This window comes from Staphylococcus hominis subsp. hominis, assembly GCF_002901845.1.
In the GTDB taxonomy this organism is placed as follows: Bacteria; Bacillota; Bacilli; order Staphylococcales; family Staphylococcaceae; genus Staphylococcus; species Staphylococcus hominis.
Genome location: NZ_PPQE01000030.1, coordinates 330,000 through 351,123, shown reverse-complemented (window position 1 = coordinate 351,123; position 21,124 = coordinate 330,000). Strand labels below are relative to the sequence as shown.

Genomic DNA, 21,124 nt, shown 5'->3' with positions numbered 1-21,124 from the left:
CACTCAATGATGAAACGATTAGCTAAACTATTATACCCATTACTCGGTGCTTCAATAGCGAGCGGATACTTTATGTATAATCGTCAACGACTACTTCAATATAATAAAAAAACAACTAAGAAAAATTATCCATCTATCAGTATTATTATTCCGGCTAGAGATGAAGAAGTTCGATTACCACGCTTATTGACGAGCTTAAATCAACAGTCTATCTCTCCAGAAATTATTGTGATGAATGATGGATCTAAAGATAATACTAGAGTAGTAGCATTATCTTACGGTGCTAAAGTAATAGATGTCGTAGAAGGTGACGATGCACGATGGTATGGTAAATCGTTTGCTTGTTATCAAGGTGTTCAGTATGCAACGTCAGATATTTTTATCTTTATAGATGCTGATGTACAGCTATTAGATTCACATGCTTTAGAATCTATATTACAAGCTTATGAAAACCAATCATATCGTGGACTATTAAGTATTCAACCCTATCATCTCGTCAAAAAAGCATATGAACAGTTTTCAGCTTTATTTAATTTGATGACAGTTGTTGGAATGAATCAATTTTCAAGTTTATCTCATCATAAGCAAACATTAGCATTTGGTCCAGTTACAGTAATGAAGAAAGAGGATTACGTTTTAACCCAAGGTCATAAAAATGCTGAATGTCATATTATTGAAGGATTTGCTCTTGCTCAAGCTTTCTCGAAATATAATCTACCTGTATCCTGTTATGAAGGTAAAGGGTTTGTAGGATTTAGAATGTATGAAGAAGGACCTAAATCTTTGATACAAGGTTGGACAAAACATTTTGCGACTGGTGCTTCTGGAACTGAGGGTACGATTATGTTTATGATTATGACATGGATGATGGGCATAACATTTAGTCACATCTTATTGTTGCTCAGTTTTGTTACGAAAACCGTAACAAAAAAATGGGCAGGATTGTCTTATGTTTTATATCTTATTCAATTTATAAGACTACATAAGCGTGTAGGGAATTTTTCAATATTATTTTTAATCATGAATCCATTATTATTTATAGTGTTTGTATTTGTATTTATAAATTCATATTGCCAGACACATTTTACTAAAAACGTAAGATGGAAAGGGCGTACTTTTAAAATTAAGTAAACATGTAAAGTATAACAGGGGGACGCTTCATGAGTTTTGTAGAAGAAAGTTATCAGTACTGTCATAAAATAATGAAAGATTATTCTAAAAGTTTTTCATTTGCATTTGATTTATTACCAGAGCGACAACGACGAGCTATTTGGGCGATTTATTCCGTGTGTCGGATTATTGACGATAGTATTGATATTCACCAAGATGTCGATTATTTATATAAAATTAAACAGGACGTAAAACGTATCGAGCGTCAATCAGATATTCAAAAATCGTTTGAAAGTGATCAACATATTATGACTGCTTTTGCAGATACAGCTCAAACATTTCCAATGAATTACGATGCATTATATGAATTAATAGATACTGTTATGAACGATCAATACTTTACAATGTTTGATACTGATGATGCCTTAATGGAGTATTGTTACGGCGTCGCTGGAACAGTTGGTGTATTACTTATACCTGTATTATCTACTTCGCCTACAAAAGAAACATATGAAAATGGAAAACAACTAGGGGAAGCTTTACAACTAACAAATATACTTCGAGATGTAGGTGAAGATTATCACAACGGACGTGTTTATTTAAGTATCGAACGATTAGAACAATGTGGCGTATCAATGGATGATGAAATGAATAGTGGCCCTTCTGAAAGATATAAAAAATTGTGGGAATATTATGCAACGATTGCAGAGAATGACTATGAAGCGGTACTTAATCATCTAGATGTGTATGACAAAGAAGCACGTTTTATTATAGAATTAGCAGCTCGCGTATATAAAAGCATTCTTGATGAGACAAGGAAAGCGAATTACACATTTAGTCAGCGTGTTTACGTTTCCAAATGGAAAAAGAATCATATTTATCGTGAATTAAAGAAAGAATATAAAGTAAAAGAATAGGTGGGAAGTTTATGGATATTGCCGTTATAGGCGCAGGAATCACTGGATTGGCGTCAGCAGCACGATTAGCTTCACAAGGACATCATGTGACAATATTTGAGAAGAATGGAAAAGTTGGAGGAAGAATGAACCAACTTAAAAAAGATGGTTTTACTTTTGACTTAGGTCCAACTATTGTTATGGTACCTGATGTATATAAAGCTATATTTGAGGAGTGCGGCAAACACTTTGAAAATTATATTGATATGCACCAATTGTCACATATTTTTGATATCTATTTTTCAGATAAAGATAAAGTAAGTGTCTCTACAGATTTACCTCAATTAAGTCAGACTTTAGAAGCGATTGAACCAGGTTCTACACATGGATTTATGTCATTTTTAACAGATGTCTATAAACGTTATGACATTGCACGTAAGTATTTCTTAGAGCGCACTTTCCGCAAACCAAGTGAATTTTATAATCCGATTGCTTTATATAGAGGCATGAAATTAAGAACACTTGGTAAAGCAAATCATCTTATTGATAGCTATGTTAAAAATGAAAAGATTCGTAAATTACTTGCTTTTCAAACACTATATATAGGGATCGATCCAAAGCAAGGTCCTTCAATTTATTCAATTATCCCAATGATAGAAATGATGCATGGCGTATATTATATCAAAGGTGGTATGTATAGCTTTGCTAAAGGTCTTCATCGTCTTACACAAGATTTAGGAGTCAGTATTGAATTAAATTCAGACGTTCAAGAAATTATTATAGACCCTAAATTTAAACGTGCGGATGGTTTAAGAGTGAACGGAGATATTCGTCGTTTTGATAAAGTATTATGTACGGCAGACTTCCCATATGCAGCGCAACATCTTATGCCAAGTCATTCTCCACTTAAAAAATATACACCTGCTAAGATAGATAAAATGGATTATTCATGTTCTGCATTTTTAATTTATGCAGGAATAAACAGAGATTTGAAAGATAAAGTTCATTTGCATAATGTGATTTTTGCTGAAGATTTTAGAGGGAATATTGACGATATCTTTGAAGGAAGATTGCCGAAAGACCCTTCTATATATCTTTATTTCCCCTCCGTTGAAGATGAGGAATTGGCTCCTGAAGGAAAAACAAGTATGTACATTTTAATGCCAGTACCTGAGCTTAAAACAGGTCAAATCGACTGGAACAATCCAGCCATAATTGAACAGGTTAAAAATGAAATTTACAAAAAAACAGAAACAATTGAATCACTTAAAGGATTACGTAACGATATCGTATCCGAAACTATTTTTACACCCTTAGATTTTGAAACACATTATAATGCTAAATTCGGTACAGCCTTTGGATTAATGCCTACTTTAGCACAAAGCAATTATTACCGTCCGCCTAACGTGTCCCGTGATTATAAAGATTTATATTTTGCAGGCGCAAGTACACATCCAGGCGCAGGCGTACCCATTGTATTAACAAGTGCTAAAATAACAGCAGAGGCTATGTTAGAAGATATAAAAAATATGAAATAGAATAAATAAATCTGAAAATTGACAATTATCAGTGTAATGTTAAAATAAGACTTAATACGTAAGAACTTATCGAGAGAAGTGAAGGGATTTGGCCCAATGAAACTTCAGCAACAGGCTTCATAAATATAAAGTACTGTGCTAATTCCAAGAGGATAATAAATAACCTCAAAGATAAGTGACATATATCTTATGAAGCTATATGCCACACAAAAGTGGTATATAGTTTTTTATTTAAGGAGGAATAACATGGTTATTTCAAAAAGATTAGCAGCCATTCCTGATAGCTATTTTGGAAAAACGATGGGCCGTAGAGTAGAACATGGCCCTTTACCACTTATTAATATGGCAGTAGGCATTCCCGATGGTGAAACACCAGAAGGTATTATTGAGCATTTTTCTGAAGCGATTCGCATTCCTGAAAATCAAAAATATGGTGCCTTTCATGGTAAAGAATCATTTAAAGAGGCCATTGTTAATTTTTACCAACGTCAGTACAATGTGACATTAGATAAGGAAGATGAAGTATGTATTTTATATGGTACAAAAAATGGATTAGTAGCGTTACCTACATGTGTTGTTAATCCTGGAGAAAATGTGCTACTTCCAGATCCTGGATATACAGATTATTTAGCAGGAGTGATGCTTGCAGATGCCAATCCTGTTCCATTAAATTTAGATCCTCCAGATTATTTGCCAAATTGGGATAATGTAGATAAGAGAGTACTAGACAACACAACGCTTGTTTATTTAACGTATCCCAATAATCCAACAGGATCAACGGCTACAAAAGAAGTATTTGATGAAGCAATTGAACGATTCAAAGGTACAAAGACAAAAATCGTGCACGACTTTGCTTATAGTGCTTTTGGCTTTGATGCTAAAAATCCAAGCATACTTGCTTCAGAACACGGTAAAGATGTCGCCATTGAAATTTTCTCACTTTCAAAAGGATATAATATGTCAGGTTTCAGAGTAGGGTTTGCAGTAGGAAATAAAGACATGATTCAAGCATTAAAGAAATATCAAACGCATACAAATGCTGGAATGTTTGGTGCGTTACAAGATGCAGCGACGTATGCACTTAATCATTATGATGAATTTTTAGAAGAACAGAATGAAACATTTAAACGGCGTCGAGATAAGTTTGAAGCAAAATTAAGTGAAGCCCATCTACCATTTGTGCATTCTAAAGGCGGTATCTATTCATGGTTACGTACACCTCCAGATTATGATAGTGAAACCTTTGAACAATATTTATTAAAAGAGAAATCTATTTTAGTTGCTCCAGGTATACCATTTGGTGAAAATGGAAAACATTACGTGCGTATCTCACTTGCATTAGACGATAAATGGTTAGAAGAAGCAGCTAGTAGATTAATGGACCTAGCTGATATGTATAAAGCAAAGCATAGTTAAAAAATTATGAAGGAAGATGATCAATATATGACCAAAATTAAAATTATGAGTGTAAGAGATGAAGATATACCATATATTAACGAGTGGGCGAAACAAAACAATGTTGATGTTGATTTAACCAAAGAAATGTTAACAGAGACAACAGTTGATACTGTAAAAGGATTTGATGGTCTATCGTTATCTCAACAACATCCAATTTCAGAAGAGGTTTTTGCGAAATTGAAACAATATGGAATTAAGCAAATTGCACAACGTAGTGCAGGATTTGACACGTATGACTTAGATTTAGCTACTAAATACGACATCATTATCTCAAATGTACCCTCGTATTCTCCAAGTTCAATTGCTGAATTTGCTGTTACACAAGCTATCAATATTGTAAGGTATCAAAAACGTATTCAACATAAAGTGCGCAATTATGATTTTCGTTGGGAACCTTCTATATTATCACAATCTATCCGAGATTTAACTGTGGCAGTAATTGGTACTGGACGCATCGGTTCGATTGTGGCAGAAATTTTTGGAAAAGGTTATAACAGCAAGGTTGTTGCTTATGATCCATTTCCAAATACCGCTTTAGCAAAATTCGTTGATTATAAAGATACATTAGAAGCAGCAATTAAAGAAGCTGATATTGTTACCGTGCATATTCCAGCTACGAAATATAATCATCATTTGTTTAATAATGTTGTTTTTTCAAACTTTAAAAAAGGTGCCGTATTTGTGAATGCGGCAAGGGGATCAATTGTAGATACACAAGCTTTACTTTCTGTTATAGATAGTGGTCGAATTAAAGGGGCTGCATTAGATACATATGAATATGAAAGAGGGTTATTCCCAGGTGATTATCGTGGAAAAGAGATAGATGATGTATTGTTAAAGCAACTTATCAAAAGAGAAGATATTATTTTAACACCACATATTGCTTTCTATACAGAAGCGGCCGTCAAAAATCTCATAGTAGGTGCACTTGATGCAACTATGGATGTTTTAACTAGTGGTACGACTAAACTAAGAGTAAATTAAAATAAAAAAAGTTGGAGCGTTACCTCCAACTTTTTTATTATTCTTTAACATCATAGCCTTGATCTTCAATAGTATCATGTAAATCTTTCGTTGAAACGAGTTCATCATTATAATCTACACGAACTTCGTTTTTATCAAGGTCTACTTCAGCAGTTCTTACACCATTAATTTTAGCTAATGCTGATTCGATTGTATTTTTACAATGGTCACAACTCATACCATCTACTTTAATGACTTTATTAATCATTGATTGTCACCTCCGAGTATTTCATAATGACTATACCCATATTTTACGCTTTTTAAATTTTTATGAAAGTATAAAGCTTAAAATTCATTTATAATTTCATTCGTTTTAGACGTAATGCATTAGTTACAACGCTTACAGAACTTAATGCCATCGCTGCACCAGCAATCCATGGAGCGAGTAAGCCCATTGCAGCAATAGGAATACCAGCAGCATTATAACCGAACGCCCAAAAAAGATTCTGTTTGATATTTCGAATGGTTTTATGACTTGCGTGAATCGCTTTAGGAACTAAAGCAATGTCTCCACCTAAGATAGTAATATCAGCCGCTTCAATTGCAACTTCAGTACCTGTTCCCATGGCAATACCAATATCTGCTTGAACTAAAGCAGGTGCATCATTAATACCATCGCCAACCATCGCAACGTTCTCACCTTTATCTTGAAAATGAGCAACATGTTTAGCTTTATCTTCCGGAAGAACATTGGCGATCACATGATCAATACCAACTTCATTTGCGATAGCTTGAGCTGTAGAGTGGTTATCACCTGTAATCATTACCGTACGTAAATTCATGTCTTTTAGTTCTTGAACCGCAACTTTGGCTTCAGATTTAACAGTGTCTGCTACAGCAATATAACCACGTAATATCTGATCATATGCAATCAACATGACGGTTTGTCCTTTTTGTTCAATTTGGGTGATTTCATCTAATAAAGATGTTGTATCAATATGATGATTTGACATTAATGACCGGTTGCCTATGAATAATGTCTTATTATTGATTATAGCTTTAATACCATGACCTGGTAATGTTTCATAGTGCTCTATATTTGTTAAAGTAAGCTGTTTTGTTTTAGCGTACTTAACAATCGCGGTTGCTAAAGGATGTTCAGAATTATTTTCAGCAGAAGCTACATATCGTAATAAAGTATCATCACCTTTAAAGTAAGTCACTTCTGGTGTACCATGTGTCAACGTACCCGTTTTATCAAATACCACTGTATCAATTTGATGAGTACGTTCTACATATTCGCCACCTTTAAACAAGATACCTTCTTCTGCTGCACGTCCTGTACCAACCATAATAGAAGTTGGCGTTGCAAGTCCTAATGCGCATGGACAAGCAATCACTAATACAGAGATCATGGCAACGAGTGCATCTTCAAATTGACCAGGATGAACGAAAATAATCCATATGATAAAGACGAGTACGGCAATACCAATAACAATAGGTACGAAATAGCCAGAAATCATATCTGCTAAACGTTGAATAGGTGCCTTTGAACTTTGGGCTTCTTCAACTACTTTAATAATATTAGATAAAGCGGTATCTTGACCTACTTTTGTTGCTTGAACGGTAATGACACCATTTTTATTTAGTGTTGCACCAATCACTTCATTATCAACTGTTTTATCTATAGGCATGGATTCTCCAGTTAGCATGGATTCATCTACGGTTGTTGTCCCTTTAATGACTTTTGCATCTACTGGAATTTTTTCTCCTGGTTTAACAAGTAAGGTGTCTCCAACTTGAACATTTTGAAGCGGAACCATTGTTTCTGTTCCATCATCTTTAATGAGACGTGCTTCTTTGGCTTGTAAATTTAATAATTGATTTAAAGCATGTGTTGTTTGTGATTTTGCACGTGCTTCTAAATACTTGCCAAATAAAATTAAAGTGATTAAAACAGCACTGGTTTCAAAATAAAGGTGGGGCTGTGCGTTTGAGTCTAATAACCATTTACTCATTTCATAAATACTATAGAAATAAGCTGCACTCGTACCAAGTGCTACAAGAACATCCATATTGGCACCACCATTACGTAAATTCTTGTATGCGCCAACATAAAATTGCCATCCTATAATAAATTGAATGGGAGTGGCTAAGATAAATTGAAACCAAGGATTCATAAATATTTCAGGTAACGGTACATTAAATAAATGAACAAGCATAGTTAAAAGTAATGGAAAAGCTAATATTGCTGAAATAATGAGTTTATTACGTTTTCTTTTTAATTCTTGAACTTTACGAGAAGCTTGTTCTTTTTTTGATTGTTTAGGTTTAGCATCATAGCCGAGATGTTGTATTCGTCCAATGAGCGTATCAACATCAGTTTGACCTGGATAATAATCGATTGTTGCTTGTTCTGTGGTTAGATTGACTGTTGCTTGCTTAACGCCTGTTGTTTTATTTAATACTTTTTCAATACGATTAGAACAAGCAGCACACGTCATACCTATAACGTCTAGTTCACTTTTATCTGTTTCAACGTCATATCCTAATTTTTGAATCGTTTTAATAAAATCGCTTACTTCATATTGATCGTTAGGATAATCAATGGTTGCTTTTTCAGTTGCTAGATTCACTTGAGCATGAACGCCATCTATTTTATTCAATCGTTTTTCAATACGATTAGAACAAGCGGCACATGTCATACCAATGATATTCAAGGTGATTTGATGATTTTGAGTCATATGTTCGACCTCCTACCACCTTCAATATACCCCCTTAGGGTATATTAGTCAATGATCTTGCTTAATAAAAAAAGAACAATGTTACTCTAAATAAAATGAGTATATTGTTCTCTTATTCATAATAGCTATTCATATTAAAAGAAATCAGAGGGTTTAAAATGGCTTAAATCTAAATCTTTAAAATTATTGAAGTTAGGATGAGTGATAGATCGTACAAGTTCACCACTTTTAGCTTCATTATAGTATTGGTTGGCTTCATTCATTAAATCATGATCTTGAACTGTTTTTACAATCCCTAAAATGATGAGAATGGTAATGATACCCTTTAGAATGCCTTTCATGTTGTAACACTCCTTTTTATCTTTATCTCTATATGAGACGCTTTTTAGATTAATTATATTATAAAGACTCTATGTTAAAATTTCATGCATCTCTAGTACGGACTTTGTATCATTCAAAAGTAGTAAGCATAATCATTTTGTTTTAAAAATTAAAGAAATGGGAACGGTTAAGTAAATAAAGAAGGAGTGAAGAGGTATGGACTTATTAAATTTTCATAAAAAAATTAAAGGTTATACACAAGAAAAACAACCAGGTTCTGAAAAAGATATGAATCCTAGACCTATTGCTGAAATGGAAGAATACAAGGCAGGCGGTAAACTAAAAGGAAAAGTCGCATTAATCACTGGTGGTGACTCCGGTATTGGTCGTTCAGTAGCTATTTTATACGCCAAAGAAGGCGCTGATGTCGCTATTGGTTATTATAATGAACATGAAGATGCTGAAGATACCATCAATCGTTTAAAAGAAATCGGCGTTAAAGCAAAAGCATATTCTCATGATTTAAAAGATGCTGATCAATCAAAAAAACTTGTTGAAACTGTTGTTAACGATTTTGGCGGTCTTAATATATTAGTAAATAATGGTGGCGTGCAATTTCCTAATGAAGACTTTTTAGATATTAAACCAGAACATTTCAATGAAACATTTAAAACAAATATTTTTGGTATGTTCTTCTTAACACAAGCTGCAGTACCTCATTTAAGTAAAGGTGATGCAATTGTTAATACAACAAGTGTAACGGCTTATCGTGGTTCTGGTCACCTTATTGATTACTCAGCAACTAAAGGTGCTATTGTGTCGTTCACACGTTCTATTGCAACTTCGTTGATGGAAAAAGGAATTCGTGTTAATGGTGTAGCGCCAGGTCCAATTTATACTCCATTAATTCCATCAACATTTGATGAAGATAAGGTAGAAAATCAAGGTGGAGATACACCAATGGGTCGACGTGGTCAACCTGCTGAACTTGCGCCAGCTTATGTATTCTTAGCAAGTTATGCAGATAGTTCTTATATTACAGGTCAAATTATCCATGTTAATGGTGGCGATTATATTACGTCTTAGTATGTAGTACTTATGAAGATAATAAAGTATTCTGTCTACGTATAGCGTAGGGAGAATACTTTTTATATTTATAGAAAGAAAAGAGGAAAAGACAATGACTGAAAAAGAAAAAATGTTAGCACACGAATGGTACGATGCAAACTTTGATAAGGAATTAAGAATGGACAGACAAAGTGCTAAAGACTTATGCTTTGAATATAATCATACACGACCTAGTGATATAGAAAAACGCCAAGCGATTTTAAAAGAATTACTTGGCTATGAAGCGAAACAACTTTCAATCAGCAGTCCATTTGACACAGATTATGGTTGGAATATAAAAGTTGGAGAAAACGTGTTTATCAATAGCAATAGTTATTTGATGGATGGTGGTGGCATTACGATCGGCGATAACGTCTTTATAGGACCATCATGTGGACTATATACAGCACATCATCCACTCAATTATCAAGATCGTAATAAAGGATGGGAATTGGCAAAACCTATTCATATAGGAAGTAATATTTGGTTTGGTGCGAGTGTGACAGTGACACCAGGTGTTTCAATTGGTGATGGCTCAGTTATTGCAGCAGGTAGTGTTGTAACAAACGATATTCCACCGAATAGTTTAGCTGCTGGAGTGCCAGCAAAAGTGATAAGAACGATTGATCAAAATGAAACGATAAATATACCTAATCACTTTGAATAATATAGTAACCAACCTTTAAGCAGTAACACGTATGCTTAAAGGTTGATTTTTATGTAAAATAACAATTTGTATTGAAATTAAATATTTATTATATAATATAATTAAATGATATAATTGTAGAGTGCTGAATGTGTGTATTACTATATGTGCATCATTGAAATAATTCAATTCATTTTAATGAAACAACTTAAGAGAAATAAAAGCAACTTAGAAAGGATAATGAATATGACACTTAAGACATGTCTTACAAATCAATTAAGACGTAAATTGAATTTTTTATTTAAGCCAATACAAAGAAAAAATAAATCTGCTTATACAAGTAAAGTAATGACTTACGCTAAATATTATAAAAAAAATAACGTTAAGGAATATCAGATACTATATCAAGTGAGAGATGGAAAAAGTATCACAGATAGTCCATATGCAATATTTAAAAGTTTAATTCAACAACCTCGTTACCGTAAATATAAACACATATGGGTAGTAGATCATCACGAAACATTGCTATTTTATAAAGCAAGATTTAAGTACTATAAAAATGTAGAGTTTGTTATTAAAGAATCAAGAGAATATTTGAAAGCATTAACGGAGAGTAAGTATTTAATTAATAATTCTACTTTTCCATCCTATTTCATTAAAAAGCCAAAACAAATGTATATCAATACATGGCATGGGACACCTTTAAAATATATGGGATTAGACATTGAAAATAGTCTTTATGGTTCTCAAAATATTATTAAAAACTTTTTAAGCAGCGATTACTTAATTAGTCCTAATCACCATACGACGACGATTTTTAAACGAGCCTTTAGACTTGAAAATATTTATGGTGGAGAATTTTTGGAAATTGGATATCCTAGAATCGATTTAACTTTAAATTCAAATCGAAAAGACATGATTAGCGAGTTGAATCATTATCTTCATATTAGTAAAGAACAAAGTATTTTATTGTATTGTCCAACTTGGAGAGGCGAGGATGTCAATGCACCAGAGGCAAGTTTAAATCATATCGTTGAAGAAGTTGAAAAACTTAAACATCATCTAGATTATCAAGTGTTAGTCAAAGTCCATCCTTATTTATATAAAGACGCGCTTAAAATAAAACGTTTAAAACCTTATTTAATTCCTGATTATTTTGATACCAATGAAATATTAGCGATCGTCGATTTAATGATTACAGATTATTCAAGTATCTTCTTTGACTATTTAGTAACCAATAAACCGATTGTCTTCTATACTCCAGATTTGGATGAATATCAATCATCACGAGGTATGTATATTGCTAATCGTGACCTACCTGGTCCTGTCGTTCATCATATTGAAGATGTGATTACAGCGATCAAGCAAAAAGTATATGATGATGATTCAGTAAAGAAAAAATATCAATATTTTAAACGTCAATATACCTATCTAGATGATGGAACTGTTACTGAAACACTTATTAACATACTGTTTGAGGGTAAACGTAAGCGTCCTAAACGTAAGATCTGTGCTAAGAAAAGAGTGTTAATTTATCCTGGTGGTATGAAAAATAATGGTATTACAACGTCTATCATTAATTTATTAGAAAATGTCGATTATGAAAAATACGACATTACATTGTTTACTAATAAAAGTAAAAATCTTGAAGTTTTAAATAACTTAAATCGTATTAATAAGAACGTTAGAATTATTTTGAGAGTACCTCCATTAGCAGCATCATTGAAAGAAATGTATAGTATCGATTTCGTAAGACAGAGAGGATTAAAAAGTACGTTAGAACATTTGATATATCCGAAGAAAGTATACGAAAGAGAAATGCGAAAAGTATTTGGTCATAGCCAATTCGACTATGCGATTGATTTTAGTGGGTATTCTATGTTTTGGGCTAATTTAATTTTAGCAACAAAAGTAAAACGTAAATTGATTTATTTACATAGTGATATTAAAGCAGATATGGAAAGAAAAGTTAACGGTGTTAAAATACATTATCAAAATTTAAAAGGTGTACTCTCGCTGTATAGTCAATTTGATCAATTAGTATGTGTATCCGATGCTTCTAAAGATCAAAATAAACAGAAGATCAATGATAAATCATTGAATAAGAAATTTGTTACTTCCAGAAATACGATTAATTTGAATAAAATCAATCAACTAAAATTAGATGACTCTGAAAAATTTGAAAAACAACACCAATCCGTACTCGTACGCATCAATAATAGGGATATAAGTTCAGTACCGTTTAAGGAAGACGATTTCAAAATTGTAACTGCAGGACGATTATCACCTGAAAAAGGTTTTGACTTACTTATTGATGCATTTAGTAAAGTACATGTCAGTCATCCGCATACAAAGTTATATATTATGGGGGAAGGCCCTATCCGTGTTCAATTAGAACAACAAATAAAAAGGTTGAAATTAGAAAAACATGTCTTTTTATTAGGCCAAAGGAAGAATCCATACTATATCATGAAACAAGCAGACGTCTTCTGCTTAACGTCTCATTATGAAGGACAATCAATGGTATTACTTGAAGCATTAACTTTAAAGGTTCATATTATCGCGTCAGATATTATAGCAAACCGCTATGTACTCGGTAATGGTAAATATGGTACTCTTGTGAGTCATGATATTGATGATATCACAGTCGCATTAGAACAGTGTATTCAAAAACGACCATCTCAATATGAAGTATTTAACGCACAAGAATATAATCAATTAGCACTTAAAGAGTTTTATAAACTACTCAAATAGTAAAAAACGGTTAGCATATTAATAAAAGCTAACCGTTTTTCTATTAAATAGTGATGTTGTTATGTTTATTATAAGTCAAATAAGCTGTAATACCTTCTTCAATACTATATTTAGGATTGTAACCTAATGCTTTGAGCGGGGTAATGTCAGCACAAGAATGTTTAATATCTCCAAGACGTGGAGCTTCAAATTGATAAGGTATATGATAATCAAAGCCATGTTCGAACGATTGAAAAACAGCTTTCAAATTTGTTTGTATTCCTGTGCCTACATTATAGATAAAACCATCCGTTAGAGTAGTATTAAGAACAATTGATAGAGCATTGATTAAATCATCGATATAAACAAAATCACGTGTTTGTTCACCATCTCCATAAAATGTAAAGGTTGAATGATTTAAAAACTTAGTATTCATAATAGAAATGACTCCTGAATAATCAGATGTTGGATTTTGTCTAGGACCGTAAATATTAAAGAATCTTAAACAAGTACAAGGAATTTGATATAAATGATTATAAATCTTAGTATATTGTTCTCCGGCATACTTTTGAATAGCATATGGAGATAATGGAAATGGTTTCGATTGTTCTACAGATTTAGGTAAATCGGGTAGATGACCGTAAATAGCTGCAGAAGAAGCAAATATGACTTTTTTAATATTTGGATTATATATTCGAATTGCTTCTAATATATTGACAGTAGCATCTATATTAATACGATTGGATAATTCTGGTTTTTCAATAGTTTCTACTACACTTACCATAGCAGCTAAATGAATGACAAAATCAAATTGTTCTTTTTGTATTAACTGTGTTACAAATTCAAAATCGGTGATGTCTTTGATATAAATATGTTCATTGTTCACAAAAGGTATATTCTTTAAAAAGCCGGAACTTAAGTTGTCAATAATATGTACTTCTGTGTCATGTTTCATAAAATATTCTGCTACATGGGAGCCAATAAAACCTGCTCCCCCAGTGATAAGTACTTTCATATAAATACTTCCTTTTCTAGATGTCGGTTAATTATGTTGTGATTATTATACTTTATTTTATTTAAATTATAAATTATTTATATAAAAAATGTATTGATAGGGCTATATTGGTATTTGAAGAAAAGTTTAAACAAACAATTTTGTAAGCGGTTGCAAATAAAGGGGTAAGCATAGTAAAATGAAGTTAATGATAGAAAATATCATGATTAAGAAACAAAGGGTTAGAGAATGAATTTAAATATTTAAAAACATATAGGGGGTAATGAAGTATGGTAGTACCTTTCAAAAATGAACCTGGTATTGATTTTTCTGTACAAGAAAATGTTGAAAGATTTCAAAAAACGTTAGAAAAAGTAAAACATAGCTTAGGCCAAACGCTTCCTATTGTCATTGATGGTGAACATATCATTAAGGATGATACATTCGATTCAATTAATCCAGCGAATACATCTGAATTAGTAGCTAAAGTGTCAAAAGCGACAAAAGACGATGTAGATAACGCATTTGAATCTTCAAACAAGGCTTATGACGCATGGCGTAAATGGTCACACAAAGATCGTGCTGAATTAATGCTTCGTGTCGCAGCAATCATTCGTCGTCGTAAAGAAGAAATTTCAGCAGTCATGGTATATGAGGCGGGTAAACCTTGGGATGAAGCAGTTGGAGATGCGGCTGAAGGTATTGATTTTATAGAATATTATGCTCGTTCAATGATGGAACTTGCAGATGGTAAACCGGTCTTAGATCGTGAAGGTGAACACAATCAATATTTCTATAAACCGATTGGTACAGGTGTAACCATTCCACCTTGGAACTTCCCATTTGCAATTATGGCGGGTACAACATTAGCACCAGTGGTTGCAGGTAATACGGTGTTATTGAAACCTGCTGAAGACACAGTGCTTACTGCATATAAACTGATTGAAATTTTAGAAGAAGCAGGCTTACCTAAAGGTGTGGTAAACTTTGTGCCTGGTGATCCTAAAGACATTGGTGATTACTTAGTTGATTCTGTGCATACACATTTTGTGACATTCACGGGGTCTCGTGCAACAGGAACACGCATTTACGAGCGTAGTGCAGTTGTACAAGAAGGTCAAACTTTCTTAAAACGTGTGATTGCTGAAATGGGTGGTAAAGATGCAATTGTAGTAGATGAAGGTGTAGATACAGACTTAGCTGCACACTCTATTGTAACGTCAGCGTTTGGATTCTCCGGTCAAAAGTGTTCAGCATGTTCACGTGCCATTGTGCATAGCGCTGTTTATGATGAAGTCTTAGAAAAGGCAATTGAGTTAACAAAAGATTTAACAGTAGGTAATACTGTTGATAATACATTTATGGGACCTGTTATTAATAAAAAACAATTCGATAAAATTAAAAAATATATTGAAATTGGTAGTAAAGAAGGAAAAATTGAAATTGGTGGAGAAGCGGATGATTCAACAGGTTACTTTATCCATCCAACAATCATTTCAGGATTAACATCTTCTGATCAAGTGATGCAAGAAGAAATCTTTGGCCCTGTAGTTGGCTTCACCAAATTCGATAACTTTAATGAAGCCATTGATATTGCAAATGATACAGATTATGGCTTAACAGGCGCGGTCATCACAAACAATCGTGAACATTGGATTCAAGCTGTAAATGAATTTGATGTAGGTAACTTATATCTAAATCGTGGATGTACTGCAGCTGTTGTAGGTTACCACCCATTTGGTGGTTTCAAAATGTCAGGTACAGACGCTAAAACAGGCAGTCCTGACTATTTATTAAACTTTTTAGAACAAAAAGTCGTATCAGAGATGTTCTAACATAACGAAGTGGTAGGTGCTGTGGAAAGTCGAATTCGTTCGATTTTCCATAGCTTTTTTTATAGTCTCAAAAAAATAAATACGCTAAACAATGTATGAGTCATATCTAAAATTTATGAAAAATGAATAAATAAATAATTGTAAAAGTAAGTGAAAAAGGTTATCATTTAAGTGTTGAGAATGATTATTAATTACAAATAGAAAGTGTGAGTGGAATGATAAATGTAAGCACTGCATCAAAAGATAAAAAGTATGTAGTTAAACAAATTGATATTCAAAATAAAAATATGCTATATCGTTTAGGTGCCTTTGGCTTAAATGTAGGTAGTAAAATCAGTATTAAACAAAAGTGCTTGTTAAATGGACCAAGTGTTGTTGAAATTAATGGCCAATGTGTAAGCATTCGTCAACGTGATGCACGTTTAATTATGTTAGAGGAGTAAGCCTATGCACGAAAGCTTCTGTATATTAGGTAATCCAAATGTAGGAAAGACATCATTGTTTAATGCACTAACCGGTTCGTATGAATACATTGGAAACTGGAGTGGCGTTACAGTTGAAAAGAAAGTTGGACAATTAAAGAAAGATATTGGCAATTTAATCGATTTACCGGGTATTTATGATTTATCACCTATTTCTAAAGATGAAACAGTTGTCACAGACTATCTGATGACAAATACATTTACAGGTATGATTAACATTATTGATGCCAGTCAATTAAAGAGAAACCTTCAACTTACAATACAATTAATGGAATTAAATGAACCTATTATCATTGGATTAAATATGGTAGATGTGGCAACGCAAAGAGGTATTAAAATTAAATACGAAGGTCTAATGAGAAAACTGAAAGTACCTGTATTTCCCATTGTTGCTCGTAAAGGAAAAGGTACGGAGGAATTGCTAAATGAATTGTCTTTTTTAAATCCAAAAGAAAGACGTAACTTCAAAATCAGTTATGGTAAAGAAACTGAAGATGCGATTAAGCAAATGACTTCTATCATTCAAGCACATACAGAATATCCTTCAAAACGTTTACGCTTTATAGCAATTCAGTATTTATTAGACAATCCGGAAATCGAGCGAGAACTACCTTCAGTCATTTCCGAACAAATTGAACCTATTAAAGAGAAGTTAAGTCAACACTTAGATGTATCAATACGACAACATATTGAAATCATTCGAAATCAATACATTGATCGTCTATTAGATGGCGTCGTTGAATATCCGAATGAAGAACAGCAATTTTTAACTGAAAAACTCGATAAAATAATAATGAATAGATACTTAGGTATTCCAATATTTCTAGTCATTATGTGGCTGATTTTTCAAACGACATTTACTTGGATAGGAACACCATTATCAGATCAGCTAGATGCTTTCTTTAGCGGACCACTCACAGACTGGTTAAAGGCAGGCATGCATTATATACATGTTGCGCCATTTCTACAAAATTTGATTACAGATGGTATTGTAGCTGGAGTAGGTTCAGTCTTAGTATTTGTGCCACAAATTATTGTATTATTCTTCTTTATTTCACTTTTAGAAGATTCAGGATATATGGCACGAATTGCAGTTTTAATGGATAGAACAATGGAATCAATAGGATTAAGTGGAAAATCATTTATTCCCATGATTATTGGATTTGGTTGTAATGTACCCAGTATTATGGCAACACGGAGTATTGAAAATGAAAAAGAAAGACTAATTACTATTTTAATTGCACCTTTCATGTCATGTTCGGCGCGATTGCCAGTATATGCTATTTTTGTAGGAGTATTTTTTGAAAAGTATCAATCTCTTGTAGTCCTAAGTTTATATGTATTAGGAATTGTAGTGGCATTAATTGTAAGTACATTACTTAACAAGTTTATTCTTAAAAGTGAGAATTCCGTATTTATTGTGGAACTACCTACATATAGAGTTCCATCAATTAAAAAGTTATGGAGAAGTACTTGGGAAAAAGCAAAAGGATTTGTAAAAAAAGCAGGAACATTTATTTTTGGTGGTTCTGTAGTCATTTGGGCATTGAGTTACATCGGTCCTCATGGAGTGAATGTACAGATTGATGAAAGCTTCATGCACAGTATTGGAGAATTCTTTGGACATCTCATTGCTCCATTAGGATTTGGTAGTTGGCAAGCAGGCGCTACGTTAATTCCAGGATTCTTAGCTAAAGAAGTCATTGTAAGTTCTATGGCTATCTTGTATTCTTCTAGTGAAGGTGGTTTAGTCAATGTCATTCAACAACAGTTCACACCGTTATCTGCATATGCCTTTATGATTTTTATATTATTATATGTGCCATGTATTTCAACTGTTGCAACAATTCGTAAAGAAACAACATCATGGAAATGGACACTTACAGCATTAATTTATCCAATTTTTACAGCGTATATATTAACATTTGCATTTTATCAAATAACAAAATTACTTATATAAGGATGATGACAATGACTTTATTAATAAACGTAATCATTTTTGTTGCTATTTTTGGTTACGCTGCGTATACATTATATAAATTCTTTAATCGCTCTACTCAAGGAAAATGTGGTAGTTGCGATACAGATTGTAATTGTGATATTAATGCATCTAGCGAGTTAAATGAATTAAAATTAAATCATATAAAAAACAATAATTAATAATAAATAACCCCCGTCGAATTAAGACGGGGGTTATTTATTAAAACGATATAACGATGGTTTGATCAGTAATTAATCGTTTTAATATTAACTAATTTATGAAAAACGTCATCCATTTCTTTAGGCGTAAGTGTTGTCTCCTCATTTTTTTGCCACTCTAAAAAACCACCTATAATTGAACCAAAAACATAGAAAACTAAGCTTTTAGGAATGGTTTCTTCAAGTGCTATCCGATCCATATTTTCATAAACATCATTTTTGATAATATCTATAAGAAACTGATTTCTAACTTTGTTGTATTCATTATCCTCTTCTTGCATGTGTTCGATTCTAGACAATGTTTCACGATTTAATGAATTAGACAAAACTTGAAACGGACGATTAATACGTTCCTTAATATCAATTGCAAAGTAATTTTTCCCAATGACTTCAAGTAAATAGACGAGTAGTTCATATTTATCATAAAAGTGTTTATAAAATGTAGTACGATGAATACCAGCATTTTCACAAATTTTATGAACTGTAATAGAAGAGAAGGGTTCTATTTCTAGTAAAGCATATAAACTACTCGTTAACGCTTTCTTAGTCTTTATCACTCTTAAATCTTTATCATTCATGTCTTTCTCCCCTAACATGTAAACTATAAAATATTTATATAGAGATACATAATATATGATTATAGAATAGAAATATCTATAAATAAATAGAGAATAACTAATAAATTACAATTTAATAAAAAAAATGATTTTTTATGTTTAGCGTTAAATAATTTATAATATAGAAAAGTTTTAACTAGGATGAATAGGGTATACAAATTTTAAAGAAATTAATTAGAATTATAAATAAAAATTAAAAAATTATAGAAAAATAGTATTCTTTATAGAATGATTCAATGATAATTCTATAAAATATAAAAATACTCTATACTGGAGGATGGTAAAATATGAAAGGTAGTAAAAGATTAAATCAAATTAAAGAAGATAATAAAAAACAACTTAAAAAATTATTTAAGTATGACAAAAATAATGCTTTATCATTTAGTAAACCAGATCGTGAAAAAGTTCAAGATAAATTTGGTGTATATGTTATTTTTGATAAAAAAACACCAATATTTGTAGGTCAAACTGGAGGATATTCAACAGGTTATCAACCTATTACGAAAGACTTATTTAACAAAATGGGACAATATAACTTAAAATCTGGTGTAGGCACAACAAAATTTAAAAAAGGCTTAGCTCAACAAAAAGGCTTGAACGAAGACGATATTAAATCAATCACTGCTGAAGATTATGGATTAAAATTCCAATATGTAAATGTTAAAGATGAGCCAGCATTTATCAATATATTAGAAATTTTAGCATTAGAATATGCTAAAGATAAAGGCTATGAATTATATAACTTCAATTAAGAACGATTGTATTCTTAAAATAAACTTAGTATTAAACAGTTATAAATCAATGTGTCAGAATTGATTAATGGAAGCGAGAAGAGGAATTCAAATGAATTCAGTCTCGCTTCTTATTTTTTATTACAATACAATAGAGTAAGGAGGAAGCTATTATGTTCTATTCAATGCTTTATCACTCTCCAGTAGGTAATTTAGAAATCGTTACAGACGGAGAAGTAGTGACGCAATTAGAATATTTATATCAATACACGCATTTACGTTTTCCTACAAATCATGAACTATATATTTTAAAAAAAGTAAAGCGATGGCTTGATGACTATTTCTTAGGAAATAATCCAGAGATTGATTTTCCTTTACAACCTCATGGTACATCTTTTCAACAAGAAGTATGGGCTTATCTTAATACGATCCCATATGGAGAGCTTACTACTTACGGAACCATTGCAAAACATATTGGTCAAGTATTAAACAAACCAAAAATGTCTGCACAAGCTGTAGGTGGAGCTGTAGGAAAAAATCCAATTTCTATCATCATTCCTTGTCATCGCGTTGTAGGAAAAGATGGTAGTTTAACAGGATATGGTGGAACAATTGATAATAAAATTAAATTGTTAGAAATTGAAAATGTGAATATGAGTCAATTATATCGACCATTATACACAACTAAACCATAAATAAAAGGCGCCTAAGACATAATGAGTTGTCTTAGGCGTTTATAATGTTTTGGGG

General features: G+C 32.3%; 19 protein-coding genes and 1 riboswitch. Of the genes, 14 read left to right on the top strand and 5 right to left on the bottom strand.

All coding sequences use genetic code 11. The features are described 5' to 3' along the window. The first annotated feature begins 9 nt into the window (after positions 1-9). The 5 genes from CD034_RS10825 to CD034_RS10805 all read left to right on the top strand — a co-directional run bounded on the left by CD034_RS10825 (position 10) and on the right by CD034_RS10805 (position 5,986). The gene (locus CD034_RS10825; RefSeq protein WP_172457923.1) at positions 10-1,131 is read left to right on the top strand and encodes a glycosyltransferase family 2 protein; all 1,122 of its coding nucleotides are present in this window, start codon (positions 10-12) and stop codon (positions 1,129-1,131) included. A 29-nt stretch (positions 1,132-1,160) separates the two neighbouring features. Next, positions 1,161-2,027, top strand: a complete 867-nt coding sequence (locus CD034_RS10820; RefSeq protein ID WP_064206737.1) for a phytoene/squalene synthase family protein — start codon at positions 1,161-1,163, stop codon at positions 2,025-2,027. 11 nt (positions 2,028-2,038) lie between these two features. Further along, positions 2,039-3,544 (top strand): phytoene desaturase family protein, encoded by a 1,506-nt coding sequence (locus CD034_RS10815; RefSeq protein ID WP_049437208.1) that lies wholly within the window; start codon positions 2,039-2,041, stop codon positions 3,542-3,544. 63 nt (positions 3,545-3,607) lie between these two features. Continuing rightward, positions 3,608-3,722, top strand: a riboswitch (SAM riboswitch). A 68-nt stretch (positions 3,723-3,790) separates the two neighbouring features. Further along, complete coding sequence (locus tag CD034_RS10810; protein ID WP_002454816.1) at positions 3,791-4,960, top strand: aminotransferase class I/II-fold pyridoxal phosphate-dependent enzyme; 1,170 nt, start codon at positions 3,791-3,793, stop codon at positions 4,958-4,960. A gap of 27 nt (positions 4,961-4,987) precedes the next feature. Beyond that, positions 4,988-5,986 (top strand): D-lactate dehydrogenase, encoded by a 999-nt coding sequence (locus CD034_RS10805; protein ID WP_103288387.1) that lies wholly within the window; start codon positions 4,988-4,990, stop codon positions 5,984-5,986. A gap of 37 nt (positions 5,987-6,023) precedes the next feature. Here CD034_RS10805 and copZ read toward each other — a convergent pair whose 3' ends face one another. The 3 genes from copZ to cwrA all read right to left on the bottom strand — a co-directional run bounded on the left by copZ (position 6,024) and on the right by cwrA (position 9,050). Next, complete coding sequence (copZ, locus tag CD034_RS10800) at positions 6,024-6,233, bottom strand: copper chaperone CopZ (protein ID WP_002449345.1); 210 nt, start codon at positions 6,231-6,233, stop codon at positions 6,024-6,026. Positions 6,234-6,321: 88 nt separating this feature from the next. After that, complete coding sequence (locus CD034_RS10795) at positions 6,322-8,709, bottom strand: heavy metal translocating P-type ATPase (RefSeq protein ID WP_049432726.1); 2,388 nt, start codon at positions 8,707-8,709, stop codon at positions 6,322-6,324. Between the two features lie 134 nt (positions 8,710-8,843). Next, positions 8,844-9,050, bottom strand: coding sequence for a cell wall inhibition responsive protein CwrA (gene cwrA, locus CD034_RS10790; protein WP_002454819.1), 207 nt, complete (start codon positions 9,048-9,050; stop codon positions 8,844-8,846). Positions 9,051-9,246: 196 nt separating this feature from the next. Between cwrA and CD034_RS10785 the strand changes: the two genes are divergently transcribed. The 3 genes from CD034_RS10785 (at position 9,247) to CD034_RS10775 (ending at position 13,537) form a co-directional block, all read left to right on the top strand. Continuing rightward, positions 9,247-10,116 carry an SDR family oxidoreductase gene (locus tag CD034_RS10785; protein WP_071859582.1) on the top strand — a complete coding sequence of 290 codons (870 nt, stop codon included), beginning with the start codon at positions 9,247-9,249 and terminating at the stop codon, positions 10,114-10,116. A gap of 94 nt (positions 10,117-10,210) precedes the next feature. Beyond that, complete coding sequence (locus CD034_RS10780; protein WP_002449256.1) at positions 10,211-10,804, top strand: sugar O-acetyltransferase; 594 nt, start codon at positions 10,211-10,213, stop codon at positions 10,802-10,804. Positions 10,805-11,029: 225 nt separating this feature from the next. After that, positions 11,030-13,537, top strand: a complete 2,508-nt coding sequence (locus CD034_RS10775) for a glycosyltransferase (protein ID WP_103288386.1) — start codon at positions 11,030-11,032, stop codon at positions 13,535-13,537. Positions 13,538-13,580: 43 nt separating this feature from the next. Here the strand turns inward: CD034_RS10775 and CD034_RS10770 are convergent, their stop codons facing one another. Then, on the bottom strand, positions 13,581-14,531 hold the full coding sequence (locus tag CD034_RS10770) for an NAD-dependent epimerase/dehydratase family protein (protein ID WP_002454822.1): 951 nt from the start codon (positions 14,529-14,531) through the stop codon (positions 13,581-13,583). A 269-nt stretch (positions 14,532-14,800) separates the two neighbouring features. On the opposite strand from CD034_RS10770, the gene pruA reads away from it, so the two are divergent. The 4 genes from pruA to CD034_RS10750 all read left to right on the top strand — a co-directional run bounded on the left by pruA (position 14,801) and on the right by CD034_RS10750 (position 18,987). Then, positions 14,801-16,345, top strand: coding sequence for an L-glutamate gamma-semialdehyde dehydrogenase (gene pruA, locus CD034_RS10765; protein ID WP_049419029.1), 1,545 nt, complete (start codon positions 14,801-14,803; stop codon positions 16,343-16,345). Between the two features lie 215 nt (positions 16,346-16,560). Next, the gene (locus CD034_RS10760) at positions 16,561-16,788 is read left to right on the top strand and encodes a FeoA family protein (RefSeq protein WP_002449375.1); all 228 of its coding nucleotides are present in this window, start codon (positions 16,561-16,563) and stop codon (positions 16,786-16,788) included. A gap of 4 nt (positions 16,789-16,792) precedes the next feature. After that, positions 16,793-18,787 carry a ferrous iron transport protein B gene (feoB, locus tag CD034_RS10755; protein WP_103288385.1) on the top strand — a complete coding sequence of 665 codons (1,995 nt, stop codon included), beginning with the start codon at positions 16,793-16,795 and terminating at the stop codon, positions 18,785-18,787. A gap of 11 nt (positions 18,788-18,798) precedes the next feature. Further along, positions 18,799-18,987 (top strand): FeoB-associated Cys-rich membrane protein, encoded by a 189-nt coding sequence (locus CD034_RS10750; protein ID WP_002449289.1) that lies wholly within the window; start codon positions 18,799-18,801, stop codon positions 18,985-18,987. 65 nt (positions 18,988-19,052) lie between these two features. Here the strand turns inward: CD034_RS10750 and CD034_RS10745 are convergent, their stop codons facing one another. After that, positions 19,053-19,604, bottom strand: coding sequence for a TetR/AcrR family transcriptional regulator (locus CD034_RS10745; RefSeq protein WP_002449497.1), 552 nt, complete (start codon positions 19,602-19,604; stop codon positions 19,053-19,055). A 326-nt stretch (positions 19,605-19,930) separates the two neighbouring features. On the opposite strand from CD034_RS10745, the gene CD034_RS10740 reads away from it, so the two are divergent. Beyond that, positions 19,931-20,395 carry a hypothetical protein gene (locus CD034_RS10740; RefSeq protein ID WP_002449534.1) on the top strand — a complete coding sequence of 155 codons (465 nt, stop codon included), beginning with the start codon at positions 19,931-19,933 and terminating at the stop codon, positions 20,393-20,395. A gap of 152 nt (positions 20,396-20,547) precedes the next feature. Beyond that, a complete protein-coding gene (locus CD034_RS10735; protein WP_103288384.1) occupies positions 20,548-21,069 on the top strand; it encodes a methylated-DNA--[protein]-cysteine S-methyltransferase in 522 nt (173 codons plus the stop codon). Positions 21,070-21,124: the final 55 nt, after the last annotated feature.